The sequence below is a fragment of the Novosphingobium sp. HII-3 genome, assembly GCF_002916655.1.
Taxonomy (GTDB): Bacteria; Pseudomonadota; Alphaproteobacteria; order Sphingomonadales; family Sphingomonadaceae; genus Novosphingobium; species Novosphingobium panipatense.
This window is the reverse complement of the sequence record NZ_PPSM01000014.1, coordinates 390,390-403,915: the sequence shown is the minus strand read 5'-3', so window position 1 is coordinate 403,915 and position 13,526 is coordinate 390,390. Positions and strand designations below refer to the sequence as shown.

Here is a 13,526-nt window from a genome sequence, read left to right as displayed (position 1 = left end):
GCGCAGTTCAGCCCGGAGTCGCGCTTAGTCCTCCGGAGCGATCGTGACCTTCAGGCCTTCCAGATCGGCGGTCACCGGCACCTGGCACGACAGGCGCGAGTATTCGTTGCGATGATCCGAACTGTCGAGCAGGTCGTTCTCGTCCTCGCTCATCGCGGGCAACTTGCCGATGAAAGCGGGGTCGATATGGACGTGACAGGTCGCGCACGAGCAGCAGCCGCCACACAGCGCCAGCAGTTCATCGAAGCCGTTGTCGCGGATGACTTCCATCAAGGTGCGACCTTCCGGAGCCTCTACGTTCGACTCTTCGCCCGACTGATTCACAACGATGATCTGCGGCATATCTCTCGAGTCCCCTTCTGATACATCCTGTATCATATCTGCATTTCTATGCGCACTTGCCGCAGGCTGCTAAAGGCTGCAACCTTGTTTTGCAAGGTTACGACAACGCATGGGTTTGACGGCACACGAACTTCGCACCGGGCTGGACGCGATTGCCCGGACAGAGCCCGCTATCGCGCGGGCGATCGAGCGGGCCGGCTACCCTGAACCGCGCATCCGCGCCACGGGCTACGCGACGCTGTTGCGCACGATCGTGGGCCAGCAGGTCAGCGTGGCCGCCGCCGCGTCGGTCTGGAACCGGCTCGAAGCCCTGCTGGGCGAAACGATGGCACCCGAAGCCCTGCTGGCGGCCGAGTTCGACGCCCTGCGAGGCTGTGGCCTTTCCCGCCAGAAGCAGGGCTATGCCCGCTCGCTCTGCGAACTGGTGGTGGCAGGGAGCCTGGACCTCGATAACCTGCCGCGCGACGATGAGGAGGCCATAGCCCAGCTGGTGCAGATCAAGGGCATCGGGCGTTGGTCCGCCGAGATCTACCTCCTCTTCGCCGAGGGCCGCCCAGACATCTGGCCGGCCGGCGACCTTGCCGTGCAGGTCGGGCTGCAGAAGCTGCTGACTCTCGGGGAACGGCCGAGCGAAAAGCAGACCCGCGAACTGGCAGAGGGCTGGCGCCCGCACCGGGGCGCCGCAGCCATCTTCACGTGGCACTGCTACAACAATCCAGCGCTTTGATCGGCCCGCCCTTTGACCGGCCGCTTCTTCAGCCCGGCAGCAGCGTCTCGACGAACCGCGCCATGTCCGCGTCCCGCTGGCTGAGGCCGCCGGCGTCGTGGGTCGTCAGCGTCATGCGCACCGTGCTGTAGACGTTGAACCATTCGGGATGATGATCGGCCTTGTCAGCATAGAGGGCGACCCGGGTCATGAAGCCGAACGCCTCGTTGAAGTCGGCGAACTTCAGTTCGGCCTCGATCGCAAGGCCGTCGCTCCGCAGCCGCCAGCGCGGCAGTTCCGCGAGGATGGCGTCACGCTGGTCGGCGGTCAGGCGGGAAATGGTCACTGGCGTCTCCTTGGCAGGCCGCGAGGTTTCCCCTATCGCTCCGCGCCATGCAAGGGGCACCCTTACGAACCGCAGCCATCACCGCCCGGAACATTGCCTGCCGGCGTGGGGATCGGGTGCTTTTCGCCGAGCTCTCGCTCAACCTCTCGTCAGGAGAGGCGGTGCAGATCGCGGGGCACAACGGCATCGGCAAGTCCAGCCTCCTGCGCATCCTCGCGGGGCTGGCCCCCGCCTACGCCGGGACCGTCACCGTGGAAGGCTCCGTTGGCCTGCTGGACGAGCGCCCCGCCCTTGACCCTGCCCTGCCGCTCGGCCGGGCTCTGGCGTTCTGGCAGCGGATGGACGGTGCCCCGACCGAAGCGGTTCAGCGCAACCTTGAGCGGCTCGGCCTGGCCGCTCTTGTAGACGTGCCGGTACGCTACCTCTCGACCGGCCAGAAGAAGCGCGCCGCTTTCGCCCGCCTCCTCGCACAGGAGGCGACGGTCTGGCTGCTCGACGAACCGCTCAACGGGCTGGACTCGCGGGCTGTCGAACTGGCCGAGACCCTCACGGCCGAGCATTGCGCGGCCGGAGGCGTGGCGATCGTCGCCTCGCACCAGTCCTTTCGCCTGACCGGCCTTGCGCGCCTCGCGCTCGCGGATTTCGGGGCATGAGCCGGGCCGCCGCGCTGCTGCGCCGGGATCTGGGACGACTGCTGCTTGGCGGCCGGGGCGGCGGGCCGCTCCTTCCCGTGCTGTTCTTCCTTTCCGTCGCGATGCTCTATCCTTTCGCCGTCGGCCCTGATGCGCCGTTGCTGGCCCGCACGGGCGGCGGCGTGATCTGGGTTGCCGCGCTGCTGGCTGCGATCCTCCCGCTCGACCGGCTGGTGGAACCTGACATCGAGCTCGGCGTCTTCGACCAGTGGGCCCTGCGCGGGATCTCGGAAGAGCTCGTCATCGCCGTGCGCGTCCTGGCGCACTGGCTCAGCTTCGGCCCGCCCCTGATGCTTGCCGCGTTTCCCGCCGCCGCCCTGCTGGGACTGGATGGTGCCACCCTGCGTATGGTCGAGCTCGGCCTCCTGGCGGGTACACCGGGACTCGCCGCGCTTGGTGTCACCGTGGCGGCGCTGACGGCGGGCCTTCGCGGCGGAGCGGCTCTCGCGGGCCTGCTCGTCATTCCGATGGCAGTACCGGTGCTGATCTTCGGGGCCGGCAGTCTGGGCACGGGCGGCGAGAGCGGCCTCGCCCTTGCTGGAGCCAGCAGCCTCGTCCTCATCGCCATAGCGCCCTTCGCCGGAGCTGCGGCGGTCAGGGCCGCGCGGGGGTAGCCCCCTCTCCACGCGCCAGTATCGCCGCGGCGCTTGGCGCCCCGCCCGCGCCCGCGCATACTGGTGCGCAAGACCGGACGAACCGGGCGGGGAGAGGCATGGAAGACAGCAAAGCCCTGATGGCGGCGGCGCAAGCGGAGACCGGCCTGTCCGACTTTGGCGACGATGGCTTCCAAGAGGGGCTGGAACGTCTCGTCCGGGCGCTGAACACCGAAGCGCGCCTGAATGCCGCCGGCGACCACGCCTTGCGTGACCGCATCCTGCTCCACCTGCGCCAGCGCCTGATGGTGGAGGACTGGTATCGTCGCTTCCCGCAAATCGAGGACGAGCGGATCCGCTCCCCCCTCTTCGGCGTCGGCCTGCCGCGGACGGGATCGTCGGCCCTGTCGTTCCTGCTCTCCAGTGACCCGGAAATCCGCTATCTGCGGGTCTGGGAAAGCGCGCAGCCCTGTCCGCCCCCCTCCACCGTAGAGGCCGCCGACCCCCGTCGCGGCGCCTCGGCCAGCGCCGTCGACGAGACGCTGAAGGGTGGTCGCCGCACGCCCACCGGCATCGACGGCGCGATGGAATGCCAGGACCTCATGGCGCTCGATTTCCGCAGCCAGATCTTCCAGGCCTTCGCCCAGATACCCAGCTATTCCGAATGGCTGATCGAAGCTGATCTGGCCGGTACCTACCGCTACGAAAGACGCGTGCTCAAGCTGCTGCAATGGGGGGAGTCGGCGCGGCCGTGGCGTCTCAAGGCTCCTACTCACATGCTTTACCTCGGCGCGCTGGATGCCGCTTTTCCCGATGGCCGCTTCGTGATGACGCACCGCGATCCGGCCGAGGTCATGCTTTCCGTCGCCACCGTCTATGCCGACATCATCGGCAAGTTCACCGACCATCCGGACCCGGTCTACATCGGCGAACTCAACGTGCAGTGCTGGTCCGAAGCGATGAAGCGCGCCATGGCTTTCCGCGCGGCAGGGCAGGACAATCGTTTCTTCGACATTCACTTCCGGACCATGGAAGCCGATCCGATCGGCGAAGTTCGCCGCCTTTACGATTGGCTGGGAGAGGACGTTTCCCCCGCCTTCGCCCGAGCCATGAGCCAGTGGTGGGCCGGCAACGAACAGGCCGAGCGCATGGTCAAGCCCGACCCCGCCCGCTTCGGCCTCGACCTGGAGGCGGTGCGCGCGCGCTTCACCGATTACTTGCATCACATGGACCGCTGGGCGGCCTGACGACGAAGGAACCCGAATGCCCGAACCGATCACCGGCACGTACGATTTCGATGCTGCCGCCCGCATGAAGCAGACCGTGGACAAGGGCCCGCGCTACGCCCCGCTGCGGCTGGAGGACGTCAGCCCCGAAGGCATGGAGCAGGTCGCCGTCATCCGCGCCGCCTTCTCCATCCCCGAAAGTCGGCCGTTTCCCGACGTCAGCCTCATCACCCTGCGTCATCCCGGGATGTTCAAGGGGCAAATGGTTCTTGGCATCGAACTGGCGAAGGGGGCGATCCCCGGTCGGGAGCGGGAACTGGCGATCCTGCGCCTTGCCCGCCTCGCCCGCGCGCCGTTCGAATGGTGTGAGCATGTCGACATCGGCAAGGCGTTCGGCGTCACCGCCGAGGAAATCGAGCGCGTGCTCGAAGGGTCGCAGGCGCCCGGCTGGACGGAGCACGAATCGGCCATTCTGCGCGGGGTGGAGGAACTGCTTTCCGACCACTGCCTGAGCGATGCGACGTGGGACACGCTTGCAAGAACCTGGGACGAGAAACAGATGCTCGAATTCCCGATGCTGGTCGGATCGTACCTGATGACGGCACTCCAGCAGAATTCCCTGAAGGTGCAGCCGAAGGGCGGCTTCGACTACCGCTGATCGGCAAGCCGCTTATTGCCGCACAACCTGTTGGCAAGCTTGTGGATAAGCTGTTCGCAGGCTGCGCATGGAGCGTGGACGACCTGGGGAGAAGGTAGAGAGAAGGGCCCTCTGCAGGGCGCCTGCGATTACCGGGTCGGGAAGTAAGTCGCTCCTCCTTGTGAAAAAGATGGCCGGGGCGGGCAAGGCAAGGAGCCGCCCCGGCCAAGGTCACAGGATGGGAGGAGTGCCCCATGACAAGCAGTCCTCCAGGCTGCGGGCTTGACGAGAGGAGCAAGCCGCGTAACACTAGCTAATGATAATCATTCGCATGTGCAAACCTTAAAAGGAGACCTCGCATGTACCAGTACGTCGACCGTCCGCTCACTTCTCTGGACGAAGGTTGCCGGTTCCTTGTCTGGTCCATGCGGGCATGGGTGACGGCCATCGCCCAACGGCGCTGCCCTGCGCACGTCCTTGCCCCGGCCTTCGCCCGGTGGCGCATGATCGGCGGCCTGCAGCCGTTCAACCGGGTGATGGTGCTGCTCAACCGGGATGCGCTAGAGACGCTCGCCTTCTGCCCGATGGGCTGCAGCCATGTCTCGGAGCACGAGGCGGTGATTCTCGAACTCGTCACGTCCCTGCGGGATCGCGGCCCCCTCCCCACGCGCGAGACGCTCAACCTGCTGGTCGCCGAGGAAAGCGTGGGCGACGTGCTCGACACGCTTTCCCGCATCGGCGCCGCGCTTGCCATCGCAGGCATATTCCCCGGCGAGCCAGTGACCGATCCGAGCCGCAAGTCCTGAGCGTCGCCCGGTCTTCCAGCCGGCCCTGACCGTATGCGGCCTGGATCGCCGGGAACAAATCGCCTTACCAGCTGTATGGGGGCGCTCCCCCTTTCCACAATTGCAGCAATTGTGTCATCCTGCCGTGCCAGAGGCGCTTGAGTGAATACCATGGACATGCCGAGCACGAGCGAACCACCCGAGACTGTCGACGAACTGACGGTCCAACCCGCACGCTATTTCAACCGCGAACTGAGCTGGCTTGCGTTCAACGAGCGCGTGCTTGCGGAAGCCAGCAACCCGAACTACCCGCTGCTGGAGCGACTGCGCTTCCTGTCCATCTCTGGCAACAACATCGACGAATTCCTGATGGTGCGCGTGGCCGGTTTTCACGCACAGGTCCGCAGCCAGATCGAGGAGATCTCCATCGACGGGCTCACCCCGTCGCAGGCGATCGCCATCACGCACGAAAAGGTGCTGGAGCTCGAGCAGATCCAGCAGCAGACCTGGACGACGCTCAAGGCGCAGCTTGCCGAAGCGGGCATCGTGGTCGTGGGCGAGGATGACGAGATCAGCCCCGAGCGCGACACCTGGCTGCGGGAATACTTCACCGAACACGTCATGCCGGTCATCACCCCCCAGGCGATCGATCCGGCGCACCCGTTCCCCTTCGTGGCCAACCAGGGCATCGGCGTCCTGTTCTCCCTCTCCCGAATCGCGGACAACGCGCCGGTCATGGAGATGGTGCTCATCCCCTCCCCGCTGCCGCGCTTCGTGCGCATCCCGGGCGAGGAAGCCGCCTGGATTTCGATGGAGGATCTGATCTGCCGCGCGACGGCCGAACTGTTCCCCGGCTTCCGCCTCAACGGCCACGGCGTGTTCCGCATCCTGCGCGACAGCGACCTCGAGATCGAGGAGGACGCGGAAGACCTCGTCCGGTATTTCCGTACCGCGATCCAGCGCCGCCGCCGGGGGATCGTGATCGTGCTGCAATTGCAGGGACGGTTCGACCCGGCCGCCGAAGAGCTGCTCCGAACGCAGCTGGGGCTCGACCAGGCGCTGGTCATGAAGACAGAGGGCATCATCGGCCTCTCCGGGCTTTCCGCGATCTGCGACGAGGATCGTCCTGAACTGAAGTTCGAGCCTTACAGCCCCCGCTACCCCGAACGCATCCTCGAGCACGATGGCGATATCTTCGCCGCCATCCGTGAGAAGGACATCGTCGTCCAGCATCCCTACGAAAGTTTCGAGGTGGTGATTGACTTCCTCAAGCAGGCGGCGCGCGACCCCGACGTGGTCGCCATCAAGCAGACGCTGTACCGTGCCGGCAAGCAGTCCGCGATCATCTCGGCCCTGATCCAGGCGGCCGAGCAGGGCAAGTCCGTGACGGCGGTCGTCGAACTGAAGGCCCGCTTCGATGAGGAGCAGAATCTGCTCTGGGCCAGCCAGCTAGAGCGCGCGGGCGTGCAGGTGATCTACGGCTTCGTCGACTGGAAAACTCACGCCAAAGTTTCCGCCGTGGTGCGGCGCGAGGGCGGAGCATACCGAACGTATTGCCACTTCGGAACGGGCAACTATCACCCGATCACGGCGCGGATTTACACGGACCTGTCGTACTTCACCGCAGACCCCGCCGCCGGGCGCGACGTCGTGCGGCTGTTCAACTTCATCACTGGCTATGTCGAGCCCAAGAGCACCGACATGCTCTCCATCTCTCCCATCTCACTGCGCGCGACGCTGAACGCGTGCATCGATGCGGAGATCGCCAACGCCGAGGCGGGCAGGCCCGCAGCGATCTGGGCCAAGCTCAATTCGCTCACCGATCCGGACCTCATCGACCGGCTCTATGCGGCAAGCCGCGCGGGCGTCGACATCGAGTTGGTCGTGCGCGGCATCTGCTGCCTGAGGCCAGGGGTACCCGGCCTGTCCGACAACATCGCGGTCAAGTCGATCATCGGTCGCTTCCTGGAACATGCACGCATCTGGGCTTTCGCCAACGGTGCGGACCTGCCCAACCGCCATGCGAAGGTGTTCATAACATCGGCCGACGGCATGAGCCGCAACCTCGACCGGCGCGTCGAGGTTCTCCTGCCGATCCGCAACGAGACGGTTCATGACCAGGTGCTCGACCAGGTCATGCTCGCCAACCTGCTCGACAGCGAACAATCGTGGGACCTGGCGCCGGACGGCACCTATACCCGGGTGGGAGAGGTGGAGAACGCCTTCAACCTGCATCGGTACTTCATGACCAACCCGTCCCTGTCCGGTCGCGGCGCCGCACTCGACAGTGGACGAAAGGTCCCCAAGCTCTCGCTCAGACGGGGGCACATCTGACATAGAGCGGTCTAAACCGGGGGCCTTTTCAAGACTATGCGGAAATTCGTTCGCGGCGGGCCTCGGAACCTTCGGGCCTTGTGGTAAGTATTGATCAGAATGATCGGCATCAGCCAGTCCGGCGCCAGGCGCGCAATCATCGACATCGGCTCGAACACGGTGCGTCTCGTCGTTTACAACGGGACGCCGCGCGCACCCTCGGTCGTGCTCAACGAGAAGGTCAACGCGCGGCTGGGCAAGGATCTTGGCCGCAGCGGGGCGATCTCCGAAAAATCCATGCGGCTCGCGCTCGCCGCCCTGTCGCGGTACGCCACGCTGCTGCGCCTGCTGGAGGTCGAGGACGTGCAGTGCGTCGCGACGGCGGCGGCACGCGACGCCTCGAACGGCCCGGAGTTCCTCGAGGCGGTCAGGGGCTTCGGCCTTTCCCCACGCCTGCTTTCGGGGAATGAGGAAGCGCTGGCCAGTGCCACGGGCGTGATCGCGGCCTTTCCAGGGGCCAGCGGCGTTGCCGCGGACCTTGGCGGGGGCAGCCTGGAACTGGTCGAGATCGAAGCGGCCGCCGACGCCGGAACGCCGGCCACCATCGGCGGCGGCATCACGCTGCCGTTCGGAACGCTGCTTCTTCCCGATCTTCGCGCAGGCGGTGAGGCGAAGTTCGCCGCTGCCGTGCGTGGCGGTCTGGCCAAGCGCGGATGGGGCGTCGGCCCGCATGAAGGGGGACGTGGGAAGCCCCTCTACATCGTGGGCGGATCGTGGCGGGCGCTCGCCCTCCAGGCCATGCGCGTGCTCGAATGGCCGGTCGATGATCCTCACGGGTTCGAGCTTGCGCCGTCCGAAGCCATGCGGCTTGCCCGGCAGTTCGCGAAGGGCAGGATCGAAGACCCCGACCCGCGCATTTCAAGCTCCCGCCTCGCGACGCTTCCGGACGCCGCCGCGCTGATGGCGCAGATCGTCGGTCAGCTTCACCCCTCGCGGGTGGTCTTTTCCTCGTGGGGGCTGCGCGAAGGGCTGCTGCACATGCAGTTGCCCGCGAGCGTGCAGCAGGAAAGCCCGATGCTCGCCAGCGTCGCGGACTTCGCGCAAGGTGCCCGCGTCTGCGCCGCCGACGCCATGCGGATTGCGGCGTGGACAGCACCGGTCTGCGTCCAGTCCGATGCCGATGCGGACCTGCGCAAGGCAGCCAGCCTGCTGGCGCTCGCCGCAATGCGGACGGAGCCGAACATGCGCACCGAGGAGGCGCTGGCCTGGGCCCTCCGCAAGCGCTGGATCGGCCTCGACATGCGCGGACGCGGGATGATGGCAATGACCGTGTTCGCCAACTCGGGCATGACGGAGGTGCCCGCGCAGTTCACCCGCCTCGCCAGCAAGACCGACCTGGAACGGGCGATCGGCTGGGGCCTTGCCGTGCGTCTCTGCCGCCGCCTGACAGGCGGTGTGCCCGGCGGGCTCGATGCGACGTCACTCGCGGTCAGGGACGGCATCCTTGTCCTGACGCTGGAGGAGCGTGTGCGGCCGCTCTACGGGGCCAGCAACGGCAAGGACATCAAGGCGCTGGCGGAATGGCTCGGCCTCAGCTGGCGCGTCGAGACGGCGGGCGGAACCCTGATCGAGGCCTGACCCGTCCCCCGGCCCTGCGTTCAAAGCAGGGTCGCGCTCTCCGCTATCGCCGAGATGCCGCGCTTGCCGCCGCTGCGGTCAAGCTGCACGACAATGTCGATGACCGACGCCGCATATTCCAGCGTTTCGCTGCGGGTGAGCCCGATGCCCGTCTGCATGGCCATGAGCGCGATCTGTTCCAGCGCACCACGCGGGGTGTTCGCATGGACGGTGGAGAACGATCCGGGATGGCCCGTATTGATCGCCCGCAGAAAGCTGACGGTCTCCGTGCCGCGCAGCTCACCCAGAACGATGCGGTCGGGCCGAAGCCGCAGGGCCGCCTGAAGAAGATCGTTGGCGGAGACCTTCGCCTCACCCAGCTCACCCTTCACCGCGATGAGACCGACACCGTTGGCACCGGGCAGCCGCAGTTCCGCGGTGTCCTCCACGAGCACCACCCGCTCGTGTGCCGGGATCTCGGACAGCATCGCGTTCAGGAACGTGGTCTTGCCGGTGGATGTGCCGCCCGAAATGAGGATCGTGCGCCGGCGGCGGATCGCCTCGCGCAGGAAGCCGATCGGCTGCACCCGCGGATCGGGCCCGGGCTCCTCGGCCACGGGGGCGATCGGGCCCCGATCATAGGCGTCGAGCGGCAGGTCCAGCAGACGGTGGCGGCGGATCGCCAGCGCCCAGTTGGCACGCGTCGCCGGGGGGCCGACCAGCTGGATGCGTGCGCCGGAGCGTCCCGCATCGGCCGGAAGTGTGGCGGAAAGCAGCGGATGCTCGCGGTTGATGCCTTGATGGCTGATCCGCGCCACCTGCTCTGCAAGCCGCTGCAGCAGGCGGTCGTCCATTTCCGGCAGCTCCACGCGCTGCATCCCGGGCAGCGCGGCGTCCTCCACCCATAGTTCGCCGGGGCGGTTGACGAGAATCTCGGTCACGGTTTCACGCTCCAGCCACGGACGCAGGGGCGCGAGATAGGCATCGAGATAGACGCTGCGCGGCGCGACCGGCGGCGCTTCGGCCATGACGGCGCTCGACGGCAGGGGCTGGAGAGGCAGAACGTCGGCCATAATGCTTCACTTCACCGTGCTGAAGTCTAGGTCCTTGGCGGTGAATACGCGGATGGGTTCACCTTGCCGCACCCGGATCGTCGGTCCGATCTGCGCGCCGTTCTGGACGGCGGCCGAGGCGGCCGAGCCGCCCCCGCCGATCACCACGTTCGACCCGCTCGACGCGAGCGTGGTCAGTCCGCTCACCACCGACAGCAGCATGGCCGAGCCGAAGCGCTCGAAGAAATGGCTGTTGACCTTGCCCGGCAAGCCCGTCTCGCCGCCGAAGGCGATAGCGGGCGAGCCGAGGTTTACCGAAACGCCGTCCGGCCGGATCAGCCTGCTCCAGATGACGTAGGCGCGCTTCTGTCCGGCGGTGAGGCCGCTCTTGTACTGTCCGATCAGCCGCGACGAACGCGGCACCAGGACATGCCGTCCGTCGAAGCTGCGCACGTCCGTCGACACCACGGCGCGCACGTAGCCGGGGACATCCGTGTCGATCGCGGTCTCCAGCACCGCCGGGATCAGGGTGCCCTGAGTGACGGTCGTCGCAGGATCGAAGGAGCGCGCGGCGGACGCGGTGGACCCGGTGCCGCCGATCCGCGCCGCGAAGTCGTCGTTCGCGTTGCCACCCTTCACGGCTTCCCCGGCGGCGGCGGCGGGAACAGGAACTCCGCTCGCGCTGCCGACGTCGAAGACCACCGTGGGACTGGCATAGCGGCCAGTCGCCGGGGCTGCAGCTGCTCCGGCATTCGGAGCCGCCGCCAGGACAGGTGCCGGAGCGGGCGCGGGCAGAGGCGCGGGTGCGGCGGCTGGAGCCGGGACAACCGCCGGCGCGGCAGCAGCGATTGCGGGCTGCCCGCTGGCGGGTTGCGTCGACTGCGCGCCGGGTGCGGGCGCCGCAGGGCCGTTGCGCGCCGAGTCCATCGACCACAGCGTGACGCCGCCCAGCGCCGCCACGATCAGCACGCCCGCCGCGAGGCCGAGGCCGTCGGATTTCTTGCGCTGCGACACCTGCGGCAGGACATTGCGGGTCGCAAGGTCGATGACCTGCGCGCCCTCCCCGTCACGTGGATCTGTCGCATCGTGAGCCAGGCGGTCGCGCGGAAGGGAGCTCAGCGCCATCGGTCAGTTTCCTTGTGCAGTGGGCACGGCCGCAGCCGGAGCGGCGGATGCATTGGCCAGAGCCGCCGAGGCGGGACGGGCAGTGGCGCGCACAGGCACCGGTCGCGAGGCCAAGGGTCGTGCGTTCACCAGCTGCGCCTTCGCTTTGCCGGAGCGCAGCACGATGAGGTCGGGCACGGCGTCGATGACGATGGTCGCGTCGCGCACGGCATAGTTGACCGGCCCCTCATCGCCCTTCTCGTTGGTGACGAGGATGGCGGGAACCGGCATCTTTTCGGGCCAGAGCAGGTACGTGGACGATCCGTCGTCATACACTTGCGCGGGCAACAGCCGGGCGCTGCCTTCCCGCTTCCAGTCGCGGTTAAGGTCCGCCGCATCGGACGGCAGTGCCATGGGATCGTTCGCCGCCAGGGCCTGCTCGGCCGGGTTCAGCGCGCCGGGAACCGTCGAAGGCCCTGCTTGGGGCTTCGGCTCGTCCCTGTAGGTGAAACGCAGCATGTAAAGCGGCTTCGCGCGGGGGCTGGCGACAAGGTCGAAGAAGTAGGTGTGGCGGTTCGTCACGACGGTCATGTTCGTGCGTGCGGCAACCTCCAGCGGCTTTACGAAAAGCAGGTCGGCGCGCTTGTTCGGTGTGATCTGCCAGGCCTGGGAATCGCCGACGGCGACGTTCTCTATCGCCTCGCCATCCCCGAAGGCGATCGTAGCCTGCACGCCCGCCTTGCCATCTATCCGCACGACTTCGTGGTCGTTGTACAAACGGGCGACGAGCCGGTCATCGGCGCTGGCGGGCTGGGGCAAAGCGCTCCCCAGAAGGCTTGCCGCAAGGCTCAACATGCAGGCGGCGCTGCGCAGTGTCGCGCGGTTCATCGTATTCTCTCCTTCGCGGGCAGCCTGCCGCTTTCGTTCGCGGCGCTGCGGAAGCGCGATCCTATGCCTTTTGCCCGGTCCGCTGCTGGCCCCGGGCGAACGCTTTCGATGCTGCCGCCCATGACCTGAGTGACGACAGTCCTGCGGTCCCCTGGGCGGGACGGCGCGTCGGCAGCGTGCAAAGAGCCGGCTCCGGCCGCGGCGGCGGACGATACCGCCGCACTGCGGCTCTGGTAGGCCGGCGCGGAAGGCGGCGCGGCCGTCACCACGGCGGGGGCGGCAGCCTGACCCGCCGAGGCGCCGCTTTCGCGGTCGGGACGAGCAAGGCCGAACACCTGCCAGCCCGAAACCATGGTGGCCGCGACCTTAACGACCATGACCATCAGCGCGACATGCACCGATGCGACAAGGAACAGCGCCATCGCACCGCGCCCGTCGATCGCGCCGGCGTTGACGCTCTGGACCAGGCCCGAAATGATCGGCACCAGCAGCTCGAGCGTGATCCCTCCGCCGAGCACGACGAACAGCGGCGTCACGGCGGTGAGCGCCACGCCGCGCAGCCATCCCGCGGTCAGCCCGCGCGTACCGCCGAACAGCGCCATCACCACGAAGATCGGGCCAAGCGCAAGCAGCACCGCAAGCGCGATGCGGGCCGTCAGCAGGACGCCCACGGTGCCCAGCAGCAGCAGCAGCGCGCCCATCCACATGACGCTTTCCGGCGTGAACAGGCCGCTGGCGCCCTTGCTCGCGATGGCTGCGCCGGAAGTCTCCTGCGCCCCGCCGCCCTGTGCCGCCTCGGAGATTTCGTTGATGGCGGAAAAGACGATGTCGATGCGATCCCCGAAGAGCTGTGTCGCCGAACCCTTGGCGCCCATCAGGACGCCCGCAATCCAGTCCGGCCCGCCGACGGCGAGATTCCAGACCACGCCCTGGTAGGCGATCCAGCTCGTCGCGAAGGTCAGGACGACGCCCAGGCGCATCATGCGGGGCGAGAGGGCGGAGATGCCGAGGCTTGAACGGCCGGTCAGCAGCGAGAACGCGAAGAAGGCAATGTAGAGCGTCAGCAGTATCGTCAGGACCGGCGCCATCGCGCCGCCCGCGCCGAACAGGCGGCCGAAGGCGCCAGCCGCCATTTCATTCGCCACGCAGTCGACCGCCCGCAGGGCCGGGGCAACCCCGGCGGAGGCGACTTCGGTCAGCTGGTCACAGGTGGAGGAGGCCATCG

At 67.4% G+C, this 13,526-nt stretch carries 14 protein-coding genes; 8 read left to right on the top strand and 6 right to left on the bottom strand.

Annotation, left to right across the window (positions count from 1 at the left end):
- Positions 1–24: 24 nt before the first annotated feature.
- Positions 25–342, bottom strand: coding sequence for a 2Fe-2S iron-sulfur cluster-binding protein (locus tag C2R25_RS05705; RefSeq protein WP_103728242.1), 318 nt, complete (start codon positions 340–342; stop codon positions 25–27).
- Positions 343–451: 109 nt separating this feature from the next.
- On the opposite strand from C2R25_RS05705, the gene C2R25_RS05700 reads away from it, so the two are divergent.
- Positions 452–1,069 (top strand): DNA-3-methyladenine glycosylase, encoded by a 618-nt coding sequence (locus tag C2R25_RS05700; RefSeq protein WP_103728241.1) that lies wholly within the window; start codon positions 452–454, stop codon positions 1,067–1,069.
- A 28-nt stretch (positions 1,070–1,097) separates the two neighbouring features.
- Here the strand turns inward: C2R25_RS05700 and C2R25_RS05695 are convergent, their stop codons facing one another.
- Positions 1,098–1,394, bottom strand: a complete 297-nt coding sequence (locus tag C2R25_RS05695; protein WP_103728240.1) for a 4a-hydroxytetrahydrobiopterin dehydratase — start codon at positions 1,392–1,394, stop codon at positions 1,098–1,100.
- Between the two features lie 47 nt (positions 1,395–1,441).
- Here C2R25_RS05695 and ccmA point away from each other — a divergent pair, with 47 nt between their 5' ends.
- The 7 genes from ccmA (at position 1,442) to C2R25_RS05660 (ending at position 9,278) form a co-directional block, all read left to right on the top strand.
- Positions 1,442–2,047, top strand: a complete 606-nt coding sequence (ccmA, locus tag C2R25_RS05690; RefSeq protein ID WP_103728239.1) for a heme ABC exporter ATP-binding protein CcmA — start codon at positions 1,442–1,444, stop codon at positions 2,045–2,047.
- On the top strand, positions 2,044–2,700 hold the full coding sequence (locus C2R25_RS05685) for a heme exporter protein CcmB (protein WP_103728238.1): 657 nt from the start codon (positions 2,044–2,046) through the stop codon (positions 2,698–2,700). The genes ccmA and C2R25_RS05685 overlap by 4 nt, the downstream gene beginning before the upstream one ends.
- 98 nt (positions 2,701–2,798) lie before the next feature.
- Positions 2,799–3,926: a sulfotransferase gene (locus C2R25_RS05680; protein ID WP_103728237.1), complete on the top strand. Its 1,128-nt coding sequence runs from the start codon at positions 2,799–2,801 to the stop codon at positions 3,924–3,926.
- A 16-nt stretch (positions 3,927–3,942) separates the two neighbouring features.
- A complete protein-coding gene (locus C2R25_RS05675; RefSeq protein WP_103728236.1) occupies positions 3,943–4,563 on the top strand; it encodes a carboxymuconolactone decarboxylase family protein in 621 nt (206 codons plus the stop codon).
- A 338-nt stretch (positions 4,564–4,901) separates the two neighbouring features.
- Positions 4,902–5,348, top strand: coding sequence for a hypothetical protein (locus C2R25_RS05670; RefSeq protein ID WP_103728235.1), 447 nt, complete (start codon positions 4,902–4,904; stop codon positions 5,346–5,348).
- Positions 5,349–5,498: 150 nt separating this feature from the next.
- Complete coding sequence (locus C2R25_RS05665) at positions 5,499–7,661, top strand: RNA degradosome polyphosphate kinase (protein WP_103728234.1); 2,163 nt, start codon at positions 5,499–5,501, stop codon at positions 7,659–7,661.
- Positions 7,662–7,760: 99 nt separating this feature from the next.
- Positions 7,761–9,278: an exopolyphosphatase gene (locus tag C2R25_RS05660; RefSeq protein ID WP_103728233.1), complete on the top strand. Its 1,518-nt coding sequence runs from the start codon at positions 7,761–7,763 to the stop codon at positions 9,276–9,278.
- Positions 9,279–9,298: 20 nt separating this feature from the next.
- Here C2R25_RS05660 and C2R25_RS05655 read toward each other — a convergent pair whose 3' ends face one another.
- From C2R25_RS05655 to C2R25_RS05640, 4 genes are read right to left on the bottom strand one after another with little or no spacing between them, the layout of a single operon-like run.
- On the bottom strand, positions 9,299–10,330 hold the full coding sequence (locus C2R25_RS05655) for an ATPase, T2SS/T4P/T4SS family (protein WP_103728232.1): 1,032 nt from the start codon (positions 10,328–10,330) through the stop codon (positions 9,299–9,301).
- A gap of 6 nt (positions 10,331–10,336) precedes the next feature.
- Positions 10,337–11,434 (bottom strand): TrbI/VirB10 family protein, encoded by a 1,098-nt coding sequence (locus C2R25_RS05650; protein WP_103728231.1) that lies wholly within the window; start codon positions 11,432–11,434, stop codon positions 10,337–10,339.
- A 3-nt stretch (positions 11,435–11,437) separates the two neighbouring features.
- Positions 11,438–12,301, bottom strand: coding sequence for a TrbG/VirB9 family P-type conjugative transfer protein (locus C2R25_RS05645; RefSeq protein WP_103728230.1), 864 nt, complete (start codon positions 12,299–12,301; stop codon positions 11,438–11,440).
- Entirely contained in the window at positions 12,298–13,524 is a 1,227-nt protein-coding gene (locus C2R25_RS05640) for a type IV secretion system protein (protein ID WP_103728229.1), read from the bottom strand. Before C2R25_RS05640 ends, C2R25_RS05645 begins: the two co-directional genes overlap by 4 nt.
- Between the last annotated feature and the right edge of the window lie 2 nt (positions 13,525–13,526).